At 65.8% G+C, this 15,697-nt stretch carries 11 protein-coding genes; 5 read left to right on the top strand and 6 right to left on the bottom strand.

Annotated elements, in window-relative coordinates:
• Positions 1-19: 19 nt before the first annotated feature.
• Entirely contained in the window at positions 20-2,308 is a 2,289-nt protein-coding gene (locus KOE53_RS13100; RefSeq protein ID WP_188058794.1) for a glycosyltransferase family 2 protein, read from the bottom strand.
• 144 nt (positions 2,309-2,452) lie between these two features.
• Between KOE53_RS13100 and KOE53_RS13095 the strand changes: the two genes are divergently transcribed.
• A complete protein-coding gene (locus KOE53_RS13095) occupies positions 2,453-4,030 on the top strand; it encodes a carbohydrate-binding protein (protein ID WP_188058793.1) in 1,578 nt (525 codons plus the stop codon).
• A gap of 300 nt (positions 4,031-4,330) precedes the next feature.
• Here the strand turns inward: KOE53_RS13095 and KOE53_RS13090 are convergent, their stop codons facing one another.
• Together KOE53_RS13090 and KOE53_RS13085 are read right to left on the bottom strand one after the other, a co-directional pair.
• Positions 4,331-6,826 carry a DUF5979 domain-containing protein gene (locus tag KOE53_RS13090; protein WP_188058792.1) on the bottom strand — a complete coding sequence of 832 codons (2,496 nt, stop codon included), beginning with the start codon at positions 6,824-6,826 and terminating at the stop codon, positions 4,331-4,333.
• Between the two features lie 452 nt (positions 6,827-7,278).
• The gene (locus KOE53_RS13085; RefSeq protein ID WP_188058791.1) at positions 7,279-8,559 is read right to left on the bottom strand and encodes a D-alanyl-D-alanine carboxypeptidase family protein; all 1,281 of its coding nucleotides are present in this window, start codon (positions 8,557-8,559) and stop codon (positions 7,279-7,281) included.
• An 84-nt stretch (positions 8,560-8,643) separates the two neighbouring features.
• On the opposite strand from KOE53_RS13085, the gene KOE53_RS13080 reads away from it, so the two are divergent.
• On the top strand, positions 8,644-9,732 hold the full coding sequence (locus KOE53_RS13080; protein ID WP_251364358.1) for an FUSC family protein: 1,089 nt from the start codon (positions 8,644-8,646) through the stop codon (positions 9,730-9,732).
• Positions 9,733-9,747: 15 nt separating this feature from the next.
• Here the strand turns inward: KOE53_RS13080 and KOE53_RS13075 are convergent, their stop codons facing one another.
• Entirely contained in the window at positions 9,748-10,176 is a 429-nt protein-coding gene (locus KOE53_RS13075) for a DUF3237 domain-containing protein (RefSeq protein ID WP_188058790.1), read from the bottom strand.
• 121 nt (positions 10,177-10,297) lie between these two features.
• Between KOE53_RS13075 and KOE53_RS13070 the strand changes: the two genes are divergently transcribed.
• Positions 10,298-11,659, top strand: a complete 1,362-nt coding sequence (locus KOE53_RS13070; RefSeq protein WP_241095501.1) for a M20/M25/M40 family metallo-hydrolase — start codon at positions 10,298-10,300, stop codon at positions 11,657-11,659.
• A 6-nt stretch (positions 11,660-11,665) separates the two neighbouring features.
• On the opposite strand, the gene KOE53_RS13065 is transcribed toward KOE53_RS13070, so the two are convergent.
• Positions 11,666-12,262, bottom strand: a complete 597-nt coding sequence (locus KOE53_RS13065; RefSeq protein WP_188058789.1) for a flavin reductase family protein — start codon at positions 12,260-12,262, stop codon at positions 11,666-11,668.
• 122 nt (positions 12,263-12,384) lie between these two features.
• On the opposite strand from KOE53_RS13065, the gene KOE53_RS13060 reads away from it, so the two are divergent.
• A complete protein-coding gene (locus KOE53_RS13060) occupies positions 12,385-13,140 on the top strand; it encodes a MerR family transcriptional regulator (protein ID WP_188058788.1) in 756 nt (251 codons plus the stop codon).
• Between the two features lie 69 nt (positions 13,141-13,209).
• Here KOE53_RS13060 and KOE53_RS13055 read toward each other — a convergent pair whose 3' ends face one another.
• Positions 13,210-13,863, bottom strand: a complete 654-nt coding sequence (locus KOE53_RS13055; protein WP_188058787.1) for a CHAP domain-containing protein — start codon at positions 13,861-13,863, stop codon at positions 13,210-13,212.
• A gap of 288 nt (positions 13,864-14,151) precedes the next feature.
• On the opposite strand from KOE53_RS13055, the gene KOE53_RS13050 reads away from it, so the two are divergent.
• On the top strand, positions 14,152-15,633 hold the full coding sequence (locus tag KOE53_RS13050; RefSeq protein WP_188058786.1) for a dicarboxylate/amino acid:cation symporter: 1,482 nt from the start codon (positions 14,152-14,154) through the stop codon (positions 15,631-15,633).
• Positions 15,634-15,697: the final 64 nt, after the last annotated feature.

The raw sequence follows: 15,697 nt of genomic DNA, 5'->3' as shown, positions 1-15,697 counted from the left end.
GAGTGCGGCCCGTTCGGCGCTAGCGGATCCCGATCCTGCGGCGGCGGTCTCGTTGGCCCCGAAGATCGCGATTCAGTCGGCGGTCGCCATAGTAGAGGATGCCCTCCCAGTTGACCGGCTGAGACGGATCGACGAGATCCTCAGGCGCCTTCCGCTTCTCCTTGCGCGGGACGTGCAGCCAACCGAGGAAGCCGAGCCAGACGTCCACGAACGAGTTCCTGATGCCGATGTACGCGCGGATCGCGCCGGCGGCCATCAACGCGTTGAACGACGCGAAGATGACGTTGCCCCAGTTCTGCTCGGGGATATCGCGCACCAGGGTGAAGATCGAGAATGCCACGATCACGTACGGCACGATGACGTAGATGGCGGGGGCCGCAGTGCGGTCCTTCACCTTGGGTGTCCGCGCGAATGGGATCTTCTCACCGGTGATCATCTGCTGGAACGACTTTACGACGCCGGCGATATTGACGGGCAGTAGCACGAGGTTGAACCCGTAAATGCGGAAGATGTCGCTGAAGCGGTGGCCGCTCTCGCGGAGGTCGCTGCCCATCGCGATGAAGTACGGCAGTGCCGCGGCGAGCACGAACGGGCTGAGCAGTCGACCGTCAAACGGGTAGGCCAAGAGCAGCACCAGGCCGAAGCTTGCCCAAGAAATTGACGCCATGTAGTTGGCGCGCAACAGGAACTCGCTGAGAAGGACGCGCTCGCGCTTGAGGCGGCGCGCTCCCAGCTGATCCCAGAATTTCGGCAGGATCAGCAGGCCGCCGTTTGCCCAGCGACGCCGCTGCACGACCAGTGACCCGAAGTCGGGCGGGGTGGCGCTGTAGCTGAGGCGTTCCGGATAATTGACCAGCGACCAGCCGTGGGTCCCGAGGTCCACGCTGGACTCCGTGTCCTCGATCACCGTGCGGTCTTGGATGTACGTGCGGATCTCGAAGCCGCCGACGACCTCGACCTCGACGATGTCCTCGAGCGCCTCCTTGCGGATGACGGCGTTCGCCCCGACCCAGAAGGTCGCGTTGTAGTAGGACATGCCCTGGTGGAGCATGTGCTGCAGGTCAGTCGTGGCTCCGGCCACACGTTCGATGCGGGTGGGGGCGCCCCGGAATGACGAGTAGGGCGTTTGCGTGACGGCGACCCGCGCGTTCTCGGGCTGCTCGAGCAGATAGACGAGGCGCAGGCAGTAGTCGCGCAGCAGCATCGAGTCCGCGTCGAGGGTCAGGAGGTAGGTCGAATCGGGGAACGAAACGTCGCCTGCTTCACCCTCCGGCGCCGGGCGCAGCACCGTGCCGTCAGCGGTCTCCTCGACGTTCCACGACTTTCCCATCACTGAGATGTAGGAATTCAGGTTCATCGCCTTGTTCGCTTCGCTCGAGAGCGACGCGTACTTCTTGCGTTCGAAGGTGCTCATCTCTGCGCGGAAGATGCGCTCGAGCCGCCGCATGAGCGTGAGGATCCGGGCCGCATCAGGCCCGCTGCCCTGCTCAATCGAGGCGTCCAGCGCGAGCAGGGTCAGTCGCAGCTCGCGGGCGAGCCCCATGATGACCTGGTCGACGAAGAACTCATCGACATGGTCGTCAACCGGTTCGGATTCGGCGAACGCCTCGAGCCACTCGGCGGCGGAGCGATACTCGTCCGCCAACGCCTGCACATCTCCGGGTGCCACGGTGGGGTCGGAGGCGAAGCTCGCTGCGAAGCGGTCGGCTGCCTCGCGGAACTGTGCGGCGGGGGCGGCAAGTGCCTCCTGGATCTCAGCCGCAAGGCCCCGGGTCTGCTCGAGTTTTGCGCGCACATCGGGGTCTGTGGGGGAGGGCGGGTCATCGATGAGGAGCACGACGCGAAGGTCGGGGAACTCCTGGAGGGCCGCCGACCAGAGCGTGCCGCGCACGACATGGGGCTCTTCCGCATACGAGGGAACGAGCACGGTCACGGCCTCGTCATAGTCGCTGAAGTGCAGATCGAGCTCGCCTCGGGGAACGCGGCGGTGCTCGCTGAACCGGTAGAGCGCGCCCTGGCGTGCAATGAGATACATCAGCGCTGAGAAGGTCAGGAACGTGACCACGATCACGTACACGATCGCCTCGATGGTGAAGCGGAAGCCGGCATCCGGATTGTTCAGGAGCTGACGAATCACTGTCGAGACGACGTAGATGACCCAAAACACAATCGTCAGCAGGATCGCGACACGACCCATCGCGATCTTCCGCAGGCTCGGTCGGGGATGAATGATGGACAGCGGTTCGGACCGTCGCTCCGCGCCCCATTGTCGTCGCCTGGTCTTCGCGGGCGCGGTTGTAGTTGTCATCAGTGATTCCCCCGGGATTCCCAACGATTGCGGTGGCCTGCGCCGCCGGGTTGGGTACACTGCTCATGATAATGAACAGCTTCCACAATCGATACGAATCATCCGATTCTAGGGTCGAGAAGCGCGCATGTTCCAGGGGGAACCATGTCTCAACGCTTTCCTGGGCAAAAGCTCTCCATTCCGCGGGTCACTCTCGCCGGTCTGGTGCTTGCTGGTCTGGTGTTTGCCGGCGTGCAGGGGTGGAACTGGTTTGAGGACAAGTCTTCGGTGACCACGAAATCCTGGATGGCGGGATACGTCGATGTGACCGCGACGCCCTCGTACGCGTTCGAGGCCCCTACGGCCGGAGCGAACAAGAACGCCGTGCTGTCGTTTATCGTCGCCGACACGGCAGACGCGTGCGCCCCGTCGTGGGGCACCTTCTACTCGCTCGAAGAGGCGGGAGTCAGCCTTGACCTCGATCGCCGGGTGGCTCGCCTGAAGCAGCAGGGCGGGGACGTGCTGGTCTCGTTCGGGGGGCAGCTCAACGATGAGCTCGCGACCGCTTGCACCGATCCCGACAAGCTCGTCGCCGCCTACGAGGCGGTTATCGACCGCTACTCGCTGCGGACGATCGATGTGGACGTCGAGGGAGCAAACCTCACCGATCGCGCTGCCGGCGAGCGGCGAGCCCAGGCGCTCGCGGAGATCCAGAGCGCGCGGGCGGGCACCGATACGCCGCTCGCTGTGTGGCTCACGCTGCCCATTACCCCGGCCGGCCTGACCGAAGAGGGCACGGACGCGGTCACCCAGATGTTGGAGGCGGGCGTCGACCTGGCCGGCGTGAACGCGATGACGATGGACTACGGCGGCTCCCTTCCGGCGGGCACGTCGATGATCGACGGGACGAAGAGCGCATTGAACGCGCTCCACCAGCAGCTGCGCGTGATCTACCTACGCCAGGACATCCAGCTCGGCCCGATTGGGCTCTGGAGCAAGATCGGGGCTACCCCGATGATCGGACAGAACGACGTTCCAGCCGAGGTCTTCTCGCTCGACGACGCGGAGAAGCTCAACTCGTTCGCGCAAGAGAACGGCATCGGTCGCATGTCGATGTGGTCGCTCAACCGCGACGCTACCTGCGGCTCGAACTATGCCGACGTGCAGGTGGTGTCCGACTCGTGCAGCGGCGTTGACCAGGGCAACCTTAAGTTCTCAACCGTGCTCGGAGACGGTTTCAACGGTTCGCCCGACGCTCGGGCCGGCGACGTGACCACCTCCGACCCGTCGGCGGTGCCCGCGCCCATCGTCGACGACCCGGCGACCAGCCCATACCCGATCTGGAAGAAGACCGCCGCGTACCCCGCGGGGACGAAGGTCGTCTGGCACGGGTTCGTGTACGTCGCGAAGTATTGGACGCAAGGCGATGTCCCGGACAACCCGGTGCTGCAGGCGACGGAGACGCCGTGGCAGCTCGTCGGGCCGGTGCTGCCCGGCGAAAAGCCCATTCCCGTGCCGACGCTGCCGGAGGGTACCTACCCGGTCTGGGTGGGGGACACGATCTATACCCAGGGCCAGCGCGTGATGTTCGACGGCGTCGCCTACGTCGCCAAGTGGTGGACCCAGGGGGACAGTCCGCAGGCCGCTGACGAGAATCCGGACGGGTCGCCGTGGCGGCGGCTGTCGAACGACGAGATTCGCGAGATCCTGGGCGAAGCGCCAGTGGAGGGTGTTGATGGCTAGCTGGACCTGGCCATGGTGACGCTTCGGGCCTAGTGAAAAGGGAGAACTTCCGGGCTTGTGTGAGATGACGAAGTCATGAGATTCTCGCTTCTCACGCCAATGCCCGGCTCGCCCCTCGTCCTCGGATCGTGAACTGCGGGTGATTGACTCCCGCACAATTGCACGCTGCGACACTGCGCCCGTATGGTGACTTGAATCAGGGGTCGAGGCCAATCGGGTTAGGCGCAATTCGCTCTGTCCGGCACAGGGATGAGGCGGGCGCCCCGAACTGATGAGCGCCCGCCTCCTTCGAGTCACCGCTTACACGTGACGTCGAATCCGACCGGCAGCAAGAACCAGAGCCCCTAGCAGCATTGCGATCCCGCCGCCGACGAGAGCCGACGTTGTCGCAGCACCAGTCGCTGCCAGACCTAACGCTGCACCCGGCGCTGGAGTCTCTTTCGGGTCGGTCGCCTTCGGGCTTGGGTCCGCGGTGATGGTGTTTGTTAGGGAAACCTCGACTGCGCCTTTGCCATCAATTGTGACTGTCATTGACGACTCGGAGTCTTTCCCGCCCGCAGTGAACACAGGCTCTGCCCAGCTTGCGCCGGGAACCGGCATGGGAGTCCGCTCGGACAAGGTCACTACAGCACCGAACGGCAGCCCGTCAATTGCAATGGTATTGCCATCCGCTGGCACCGTGAGGGTTCCATCGCCGCCTTCGAACCCGATTCCGGCGAGATATGAGTAGTCAACTGTGAAGCTGGCGTCCTTGGATACCAGGCCTGCCCCGGTACCCGCAAGCTGCTTTCGGACCGCAATCGACCCGTGCTGGAGCTCGTACGTGTTCGTCAGGAGAACCTCGACAGGTTCGTCGCTGTCGATTGTAAAGTTGTTCAGACTAAACGAAGACTGGTGGTCTATCCCCTGGCGATCGACGGCGTCCTCGGTCAGCGTTACGTTCGCGCCGAACGGGATTCCAGTTACGGTGGCGGGCGCACCGGAACGTACCTGTACAGAACCGGAACCTGACTTAAACCCAAGGGTCGCGTCAGCCGGGTACGAGTAGTTCACCGTGAACTCCTCGCCAGCGCCAATGTGCCCAATGCCGCTGCCGGAGAGATTCTTGGCGACGGTGAAGCCTCCCATTGAACGCTCAATGGTGTTTACGAGCTCCACGCTGATGGGATCCGGTGAGCCGGTGATGGTCAAGGCTTCCGGCAGAACGGTTTTGTTTTCCTGCCAGGTGCCCCCGAGTGTCTTGGCGCCGTCGTTGATTTCCTCGGTAAAAGCCAGCTCTGCCCCGACGGGTATCTTGCCGCTGACGACGACGTCGCCGTTGCTCGGCAGCTCGAGCGTACCCGAACCTGCAATAAAGCCGAGTTCCGTGTTTGCCGGGTAGCTGTAGTTCAGGGAGAAGGTCGTCTCCGGCGAAATCACCAGACCGTCCGAATTCACAATTCTCTTTGATGCGGCAAAGCTGCCTGTCTGCAGCTCTGCGCTATTGGTGAGCACAATCTGGGTCTGCTTGCCCAGGTTGTTATTCTCCTTCGTGAACTTCAGTGTCAACTTGCCGTCGACGAAGGAGACGCCTGGCCCTTGTTGAACGTCAAATACTGGTGCTTGCCAGATGATCGCGTTTGTCGCGTTCGGGAGGATCTCCTCGATAGTGACCGTTGTGCCATCGATGAACTCGGGGGATTCGAAAGAGCCGTCTGCCTGGACCGCGAAGGTGTCCGACGTCGCGATTCCCTCAGCATCGATCGCTGAATAGCGTACCTGGAACTGCGGGATTGCTGCGATTTGGTCGGTACTGCTGGGGTCGATCTTCTTCGTCAGCTCGAATGCGCCGAAGTTAGTACCAATTCCCCATGCGGAACCGCTTTGACGCTTAGCTTCACCGATGATTCCGGTCGTCGGCTCGCCGGCAATTTCGTATCCAGCTTCGTTCGTGTACGTCCCTGCCTTGCCGAGATCGTTGACCTTGACCGTCCAAAGTACCTGGTAGAAACGTCCGTCGAGCCCAACCTCTTCCTGCTCGGTACCGTGATAATCCGAACCGAGGCCGGGCAGCGAAGTGAAGCTGAGTTCAAGGCCGTCATCGCTGTAGGTGACTACGGAATCACTGTCGTGCGCGAAGTTGCCCGTCATGGTGCCGTTGCCGGCGTCGCGGTGCACGCTCTTTGCAGAGTAGAGAACAGGCTTACCGATAGGCGTGAACGTCGCCAGGTCTAGTGAATCCCAGATCCGGATTTTCTGCCCGGCTGCAATGCCGGTCGCTGGGGCCGCTACCTGGACAGTCCAGAGAATGGTGTCGGTTTCCTTGTTGTAGTAACCCCATTTACTGTGCTTGATCTCGGCCAAGCCACAATTCTCAGTGCAACTACCTCCACTGGGTTGGATGCTCACTGTCGCGCTCAGGTTTCCGAACTCGAAATTCTTGTCGCCGGTGGTGCCTTCTGCCACGTTGACGGTGACCTCGAAGCGGATACCACCCTTCACTTTGAAGGAATTCTCGGAAATGAAGGTGTCGTCGACAGAGCAGACCACCTCGGTCTTTGTCACGACGCAGGTGCCAATCGGGTCTTGGCCATTCATCATCGGGAACGAATCCGTGTTTCCCTGAAGCTCTGCGGGAAGGGGCAGCACGATTCGCGCAGGGGCGACGGCCTTGGCCGGAATCTCCCACTTGGCGTTAATCCAGGTGGTCTGGCGATTCTGAACAGTGCTGCTGTCAAAAGCCACCTCGGTGATCGCCGGGGCACCTTCCGCTGCCTGCGCAGGGGCCGCTGCAATCAACCCGCCGGAAAGGATCATCGAAATAAGCGCTATGCCTAGCGTTACGTTTGCGAACCTTCTACGGCTCGAACTCCTGGAAACAGGATTCACCTTCATTGCTCCCTCATCGCCTGCCTGGCGCTTGTGGCGCCGTAAATCGTGCTGCGTCCCGCCCAGGCCGGCTTGGTCTTCCGGTCACTGGGAAGATTTCCTACAACGACGGAAGTATCTTCGCGACAAAAGGGTGGGGAGGCCCGAGTTGGGCCTCGAAGAGTATACACATGCAAGGCACAGGAAAGGTTGATGGCAGCGATATCCCCTCTGCCAAAACTTGGCCTGATGCGTCCGGCAGCTGTCCGTTCGTCGATCCTCGTTTCCCCGCTCAGGCAGGAGTGTTCACCGTCGCGCAGTGTGACACATTCTCCGCGTTAACGCCGGCATCGGGGGCACACCTCGCGGGCAAGTGTCTTCGAGGTCAAGACTCCAAATAGCTAGCCCCAGCCGAAGGCCGCGGACGGGTGGGTAAGTCGCCACCAGAGGTCGGGCTCGGCGATCGCCGCACCGGTGACCACTCGGATCTTCGCTGCCCCGGTGGGGGAGTCGATGGCGACCGAGCCGACCGCCTGGCCCGCCGGCCCTGCCGCGAGCGGATCGAGAGAGATCTTCCGGGACGCCGCCTCTCCAGGAACGAGCGTCCCGGCAGACGCGTGCGTCGCGAGTAGCGGGACTACCGCACCCGTCCAGGTCACAACCGAACCGAGCTTTTCGTCCTCGGCGACGAATTCACGCGGCTGCGCCAGTGCGTTCATGGCGGCGAGCACCCGGCGGCTTGAGTCGGCCCGCTCCTGGGCGGTGGGCCGCCCCAGCGTGACGGAGATCTTGACGACGGGGCGTCCATCGACGTCCCCGGTCTGCGCGGCGGCGAGGTTGTAGCCGGCGTCGCTCGAGCGCCCCGTTTTGAGGCCAATAACGCCCGCGGAACCGAGCAGCGGGTTCGTGTTTTCGACGATCCCGATGCCGGGCACGTCCGCGACCGGCAGGCGCGTGAGCGCTGCGAGCGTGGGGTCCGCGAGCACGAGCTGCCCGATCCGCACCACGTCAGCGGCACTCGCCTGGTTGCCCTCGTCCATGCCGCTCGGCTCGACGACGCTCAGGCTCTCGAGGCCGTGTTCTTCTGCCCACGCCGTCGCGGCGGCAACGAACGCCTCGTTACTGCCGAAGATGGAGTCAGCGTACGCCGCGGCAAAGTCGTTTGCCGAGGGCAGCAGCATGAGTGTCAGCATGTCATGCGCCGAGAACACCGTGCCTGCGGGCACCGGGAACGCCACCCCGTCGAGCGCGACGAGCTCGGCCTGGCGCTGCACGTCGGCCTCGGTCCAGGTGTAGCTCGGGCCGGCCTCGCCCGGTGCGACCGGTGCCGCCTGCTGGCACACCAGCACGGTGACGAGCTTGGTGATGCTCGCGAGCGGGTGCTGGGCCGGGTCGTTCGCGAACACCGTGTCCTCGCCCACCCAGCCGAACGCGGTCGGCAGCGCTTCCGCCTCGACGGCCGCCTCGGCGGGTGCGGTGTCAGCGGCGATGCTCGCGTTGGCCGGCACGAGCAAGGCTGGCCGCAGCGCGGGCAGGGGCGCCGCCGCGCAGGCGGCGACGTAGCCGCCCATCGCGAGCACGAGGACGAGCGCGGTGCCCCCGATAACGCGGAGGCGTGTGCGACGCTGACGAGGCATGCGCGGGCTCCGGCCGGCTGCGGGGTCGGCAGGAGCGTCGGTCATGCGTCCAGCCTAGCTTCGGCGCCCGCGGGACCGCCGAGGCGATATTCTCGACCTGACACACCGGGTCGGGGGAGGCGTAGCCGCATGATGGAGCAAGACCCCCAGCCACGCACCTCGGCGCTGCAGATTGTGGGTCGCGCGACTCGGAGCCTGCTTGAGCTGCCGCCGTCGCCTGGCCCCCGCACGTGGATCGCGCTCCGCGCCGCGCTTTCGGTCTCGCTTCCGTTCGGCGCGCTCACCCTGCTCGGGCACCCCGAGATCGGACTGCAGACCGCCGCCGGTGCCTTCGTCGCGCTGTACGCCGCAGGAATGGGAGCGGCAGAGCGAGCAAAGGTGCTGCCGTTCGTGGCCGCGGCGCTCATCGGCTGCACCGCACTCGGTGCGCTGCTGGCGCCGTGGCCGATCCTGCTCGCCATCGGGCTCGTAGGAGTGACGGTCGTCGCCAGCGCCCTGTGCTTTGCGTACCGGGTCGGACCGCCCGGCTCAGTGTTCTTTGCGCTGACCTTCGGTCTCTCCGCCAACATCACCGCGGTCGTCGACGGTGAGCGGCTGAATAGTCCCGTCACCCTCATGCTTGCGGTCTCTGGCGGTGCGCTGTTTTCCTACGCGCTCGCGCTCGCCCCATTGCTGCGGCGCGCTGAACGGGCCCGCCCGGTGCGGCCCGTGAACGAGCTGCTCCCCGGTCCCTGGCTGGGCGCCGGTGAACGTGAGCTCCTTGCCCGCGTCGCCGTGGTCGCCGTGCTCGGGACGGCGGTGAGCGTGCTCTGGATCGACCCGCACCGCGCCTACTGGACGGTCACCGCGGGCGTCGCGGTCGTCGGCCTCGTCGCCGGCCGCCGCCACGCGATCGGACGGGGGCTGCATCGCACGGTGGGCACGCTGATCGGCGCGGGCCTCTACCTGGCGATCGCTCCGCTCGGCAGGATCCCCCTGCTGCTCGTGCTCCTGCTCGGGATCCTGCAGTTCGCGGTCGAGTCGGTGGTGGTGCGCAACTATGCGCTCGCGCTCGTGTTCATCACGCCGCTCGTCCTCCTGATCTCGGGCGCGGCCACGGGCGGGGGAGACCTGTGGGGTTCGGCGCTCGAGCGCTTTCTCGACACGGCGGTGGGGGTGGCGATCGCGATGCTCACTGGGCTGATCCACCGGCGCTCGGCGCCGCGGGCGCACAGGTAGCCGCCGGCAGGATCCTTAGCCGACGACCTCGTAGACCGCGATCGTGGTGTGGGCGTCGGTCGACGCCGCCTGGCCGACGAAGGCCCGCTGCGTGAGCCACTGGTACTGCGGCGCGATAGTGCGGAACTGCGGGGTGGTGATGAAGAGCTCGTCCGCATCGCTGCCAGCGACCTCCGGGGCGATCCGGCCGACATTCACGATGTCGATCACCGCGCCGTCCTCGGTCCGGATCCAGTAGCGCGCCTCAACCTCGTAGGCGCCGTCGCTCCGGAGTCGGCACCAGTCGGCGCCGCCGGGTTCGACCGTGGCCGTGATCCTGCCGGTCACCGTTCCGCCGGTGATGGGGATGATGTCGAGCTGCTCGCCTGCGCGTGCCTCAACGGGGAGGGGCGGTGCCACCTCGGCCACGATGGTGAATGCGTACTCGAGTTGGGGCTGGCTCACGGCGGGCGCCTTTCATCTATGGCAGTGGGACGGTCGTGAAACACAGTATCGGTTCCGCACGCGGCCTCGAAGTTCCGCAGCTCCGTGGACTATCGTGGGCGTGAACGCAGGAGGAACTGACGTGGAAGCAACGCAGGCGAGTGCCGTCGTCGAAGGCGCCGATGTTCGCGGCGCCGTCGAATTGTTGCGGGATCTGATCCGCGCCGCCTGCGTGAACGACGGCAGCGACGCCTCGGGTCAAGAGATCCGGGCGGTGCAGGTGCTGCAGCGATTCCTCGCAGAGGTCCCGGCAGGATCCCGGCCGATCGAGATGCAGGTCTTCGAGGCGATGCCCGGCCGTGCCTCGCTCATCGCCCGCGTGCGTGGCACCGACGCGAGCGCGCCGGCGCTCGGGTTGCTGGGCCACCTCGATGTCGTTCCGGTGGACCCGGACGGCTGGACGCGGGACCCGCACGCCGCCGATCTCATTGACGGGGTGGTGTGGGGGCGCGGTGCCGTCGACATGCTGTACCTCACGGCCGTCTTTGCGTGCGTACTGCGCGAGACCGCGATCGCGAGCGATGCCCCGCGCGGGGATCTCGTGCTGATCGCCGTCGCCGACGAGGAGGCTGGGGGCGAGCGCGGGCTCAAATGGCTGCTGCGGCACCACGGCGACGCGCTGCGGGTGACCGAGGTGCTGTCCGAGTCGGGCGGCATGCGGATGGGCGCGCACGTCGCGATCGGTGTTGGCGAGAAGGGCTCCGCGGGGCGCAAGCTCGTCGTTTCGGGGCGCCCGGGGCACGCGTCCATCCCCTTCGGGGCGGACAACGCGTCGCTCCGCCTCGGGCAGGTGCTCGCCCGTCTCTCCGAGGCGGCCCCCGCCGTGCAACTCGGCCCGCTGTGGAATGCGTTCATCGACGCCCGTGTCGCCGACCCGTTGCTAGCGGAGCGCCTGCGCGACCCGGTCCGCCTGGACGCTGCGCTGACGGAGCTTGAGGGCATCGCGGGGTACGCGCACGCGGTCTCGCGCGTCACGATCTCACCGACCGTCGTACGGGCAGGATCCGCCCATAACGTGATACCCGGCGAGGGACGGGTGAACCTCGACATTCGCACGCTGCCGGGAGTCGACGATGCAGAGGTGGACGAGTTGTTGCATGCTCTGCTGGGACCGCTCGCCGAGCAGGTGCACATCAAGCATCTGCTGGGCTGGCCGGCGAGCTCGTCGCCCACCGACACCGAACTGTTCGCATCGGTGGTGCGCGCGGTGACCGTGGTCAGCGGGGCGCCCGTGGTGCCGATCATTGCGGCGGGCGGCTCTGACCTGCGCCACTTCCGGGCGCTCGGCATTCCCTGCTACGGATTTGGCCTGCTCAGTGCTGGGCTGAGCTACGAGGAGTACCGTCGGCGCATTCACGGGAATGACGAACGCATCGACGTCGAGTCGATCGCGCTGTCGCTTGCCGCCTTGCGCGAGGTCGTGCGCGATCGGGTCGGCGGCTAGCCGGGACTACGTGTTGCGCGGGTCGGGGATCGCCGAGTTCTCGTCGATCGCGTGCCAGGTGCGGTCGTGGTACACCAGGGGGCGCCCGGCGGCGTCTGCACCCGGGGTGTGGGTCTCGAGCGCGTGAATGACGAGCATGGTCGACGTTCCCGCCTCGAAGCTGTTCACAATCTCGCCCCGGATCCAGGTGTCGACGCCGTGGAACAGCGGCTCCCCGGTGGGCAGGCGGTCCCAGCGCGACGTGTCGGCGAAGCGGTCGATGCCGCTCGTGGCGCCGAGTGCGGCCAGGTCGACGTTCTTGTCAGTGAGCAGATGTACGACCACGGTCTTCGACCCCAGCAGCACGGGGGTGCTGGACGAGAGGGCCGACGCCGAGAAGATGAACAGGGGTGGTTCGGCGCTCACCGAGATGACCGAGGTCACCGTGATGGCGATCGGGCGGCTGCCGTCGTCGGCGGTCACGAGGGCGACGCCCCCCGGTTGGTGGCGGAACACCGCCTTGAGTTGGTCCGGGGAGATGCCGCCGGTAAATCGCGCGGTATCTACGAGCTCGTGCTCGGCGAGGGCGGCGAAATGCGGGGTCTGTGAGGCATCTACGGTCATGGCTCTAGCTTGCACCCGGATCCTGGTGGCCCGCTGACTGGGCCCGGGAATAGATTCCACCACGACTTGACCTTGACGTAACGTCAAGTTCTAACGTTGATCTCGACGGAAGGAACAGGGCCATGGAATGGTCGATTCAACAGATCGCCGGCGCCGCGGGGATTACTTCGCGCACACTTCGGCACTACGACCAGATCGGGCTGCTGGTGCCCGCGAGGGTCGGCGACAACGGCTACCGCTACTACGACGACGCGTCACTCGTGCGCCTGCAGCGCATCCTGCTGCTGCGCGAGCTGGGCCTCGGCCTGCCCGAGATCGCGGACGTGCTCGACGGCCAGGTCGCGGACGCGGAGGCGCTTGAGGCCCACGTGCGCTGGCTTGAGCAGGAAGCGGGCCGGATCCGGGACCAGATTCTTGCCGTCACCGCAACCATTGCCGCACTACAGAAAGGTGAGTCGCTCATGCCTGAGCACATGTTTCACGGGTTCGACCCGAGCCAGTACCGCACAGAGGTCGCTGAGCGTTGGGGTCCCGAGGCTGCCGCGAGATCCGAGCAGTGGTGGGCGAAGCTCGGCAGCGCCGGCCAGCAAGAGTTTCAGGGGCTGCACCGGGCGCTCCAGGACGACTACGACGCCGCGATACTCGCCGGCGAACTCCCGGAGGGAACGCTTGCGCAGGCGATCGCCGCCCGGCACGCTGCCTGGATCGCCGCGGGGTGGCAGGGTCGGCGGCCCGGCGCGAACGCACTGCGTGGCCTCGCCGACATGTATGTCAGTGACCCGCGCTTCGCGAAGAACTACACCCGGGTGGACCCGAAGGGCGCGGAGTTCGTGCGCGCTGCGCTGCATGCCTTCGCGGCCTCGCAGCCCGCGGAGTGACGCGGGGCGCGCGAAAAACGGGCCCACCGGATCCTGCAGGATCTCGGTGGGCCCGTTCGGGTCACGGTCTTAGAAGCGCCAGAATGCGGCGTTGAAGCCTGCCGGCGGCTCGGGAGTCCAGTTGGACTGCGCCTGCACGAGGCCGGATCCGCCGGGGTTGTTTGACTCGATGATGCTGAAGGTCCCATCGCCGTTCACGCCGGTGATGAGGACGGTGTGCACGCCGGTCACCCACGCGGTGGGGTCGGACGAGTACTCGTACTGGACGATGTCGCCGGGCTGGACCGCATCGTACGCGATGCGCGTGGCGGTGACGTAGTTCGAGACGGGGTTGCCGCCGCCGGACCAGTTGCCGCCGCCGGCGCGGATCCAGCGTTGCGCGGACATGATGCACTCACCGGGCTGGCTCCACCCGGTCGGACGCGAGGTGCCGATCTCGGCGGTGGCCTGCGCGATGGCCTGCTCGACGTTGAATCCGTGGGGGATGGCGGAGGTCGCGCTCGAGACCTCGATCATGGCCTCAAGGGGCGTGGCCGCGGCGGTGTCGATCTCGGTCACGAGAGACTGCGGAGTGCGGGGGGCGTGCACGGACGCTACGGCGTCGGCGGCTACGGGGGTTGAAATGGGGGCCACGGGGGAGGCGGCGAACGCTGGGGTTGCGCCGAGCGACAGTGTCAGCGACGAGATAGTCGCAAGAATTGTCGCTTTGGTATGGAACCGCATCGTGTAAAGAACTTCCTATCGGCCTGTCGGGGCACAGCCCGAATGAACAACAGGTAACAGTATGTGTTACCGATCCGTTATAAAGCAAGCGGGGCCCCTGTGAAGATCATGGATGTCGCTTCAAGTAATTGAATTCGCGCGGATCTGCGGGTGTCGGGCTGCGCGTGGGAGTGAGTGTCTAGTCACCCGCAAGGAGTCACGCAACGCAATGTCTCCCATAAGCTCCGCGAATGTGTCGTATGCTCGGTCAGTCGGGTCCGCTGGGGACCCTAGAGAGGACTACCCCCAATGTCGACAGCGACAATCTCGAGGCCCGCCCGGGCCTCACGTCTCCCGAAGTGGCTGACCTCCTTCGGGGTGCAAATCTTTGCCGCACTCGTGCTGGGCGTAGTGCTGGGCCTCATCGCCCTGCAGCTTGGTCCTGACGCGGAGGGCAACCCGAACGGCCTGCTCGCCACGCTCGACGTGGTCGGCGGAAAGTATGTGTCGATCCTGAAGGCAGCGGTCGTCCCGCTCATCTTCACCGCGATCGTCTCGAGCATCGTCGGCCTCCGCAAGGTCACGAACGCCGCCCGCCTCGCCGGGCAGACCCTGCTCTGGTTCGCGATCACCGCGCTCATCTCGGTCTCGATCGGCATCGCGCTCGGCATCATTCTGCAGCCCGGCTCGCACGGCTCGAAGACCGAGCTGACCCCGGGCGATCCGTACGCGGTCGGCACCTGGTGGAACTTCCTCGCCGGCATCGTGCCGAGCAACTTCCTCGGTCTCTCGGTCGGCACGTCCGCCGACGAGGCTGGCGCACTCACCTCGAGCGTGAACTTCAATGTGCTGCAGGTCATCGTCCTCTCGGTCGTCGTCGGCATCGCGGCGCTCAAGATCGGCGAAAAGGCAGAGCCGTTCATTCGCGTCACCGAGTCGGCGCTCTCGATCATCCAGAAGGTGCTCTGGTGGATCATTCGCCTCGCCCCGATCGGCACCCTCGCGCTCATCGGTAGCGCGGTCGCCAACTACGGCTGGGCCAAGATTGGCTCGCTCGGCTGGTTCGTCGGCGCCGTCTACTTGGGCCTCGCGATCGTCCTGTTTGTGGTCTACCCGGTCCTGGTAAAGAGCCATGGACTCTCGGTTCGTCAGTACTTCTCGGGCGTCTGGCCCGCCGTGCAGCTCGCCTTCGTGAGCCGCTCGTCGATCGGCACCCTGCCGCTGACCGAGCGCGTAACCGAGCGCAACCTCGGCGTGCCCCGCGGCTACGCCTCGTTCGCCGTCCCGCTCGGTGCCACCACCAAGATGGACGGTTGCGCCGCGATCTACCCGGCGATCGCTGCGATCTTCATCGCGCAGTTCTTCGGCCTGGACCTCTCGATCACGCAGTACCTCCTGATCGTGCTCGTCTCGGTCGTCGGCTCCGCCGCCACGGCGGGCACCACGGGCGCAACCGTCATGCTCACGCTGACGCTGTCGACGCTCGGCCTGCCCCTCGAGGGCGTCGGCCTGCTGCTCGCCGTCGACCCGATCCTCGACATGGGTCGTACCGCGGTCAACGTCGCCGGTCAGGCGCTCGTGCCGACCATCGTCGCGAAGCGCGAGGGCATCCTCGACATCGAGCTGTACAACGCTCCGCGACGCGGCGAGGCCTTCGACAACGCCGACGCGGTGGGCGAGGACGGGCAGGATCCTGCCGGAGAAACCCTCGCCGAGGCAGCCGCACCGGCCGTGGATGGCCGCGAGGTGCACGTCGCTCGCGAGTCGGCTGACGCGCAGAGCGGACGCTAGCGCCCAGCGTTTGCCGCCGCGATTTCAGACGGACGTACTTCGTCCCGTATGATTGAAACGGCGT

This window comes from Leucobacter sp. CX87 (assembly GCF_018682295.1).
Lineage (GTDB): Bacteria > Actinomycetota > Actinomycetes > Actinomycetales > Microbacteriaceae > Cx-87.
This window is presented reverse-complemented; position numbering and strand designations above follow the sequence as displayed.

Coding starts and splice junctions, on each gene's coding strand:
- KOE53_RS13050 (WP_188058786.1), top strand. CDS start 14,152: ATGTCGACAGCGACAATCTCGAGGCCCGCCCGGGCCTCACGTCTCCCG.
- KOE53_RS13090 (WP_188058792.1), bottom strand. CDS start 6,826: ATGATCCTTTCCGGCGGGTTGATTGCAGCGGCCCCTGCGCAGGCAGCG.
- KOE53_RS13095 (WP_188058793.1), top strand. CDS start 2,453: ATGTCTCAACGCTTTCCTGGGCAAAAGCTCTCCATTCCGCGGGTCACT.
- KOE53_RS13100 (WP_188058794.1), bottom strand. CDS start 2,308: ATGACAACTACAACCGCGCCCGCGAAGACCAGGCGACGACAATGGGGC.
- KOE53_RS13085 (WP_188058791.1), bottom strand. CDS start 8,559: ATGACCGACGCTCCTGCCGACCCCGCAGCCGGCCGGAGCCCGCGCATG.
- KOE53_RS13055 (WP_188058787.1), bottom strand. CDS start 13,863: ATGCGGTTCCATACCAAAGCGACAATTCTTGCGACTATCTCGTCGCTG.
- KOE53_RS13065 (WP_188058789.1), bottom strand. CDS start 12,262: ATGACCGTAGATGCCTCACAGACCCCGCATTTCGCCGCCCTCGCCGAG.
- KOE53_RS13060 (WP_188058788.1), top strand. CDS start 12,385: ATGGAATGGTCGATTCAACAGATCGCCGGCGCCGCGGGGATTACTTCG.
- KOE53_RS13080 (WP_251364358.1), top strand. CDS start 8,644: ATGATGGAGCAAGACCCCCAGCCACGCACCTCGGCGCTGCAGATTGTG.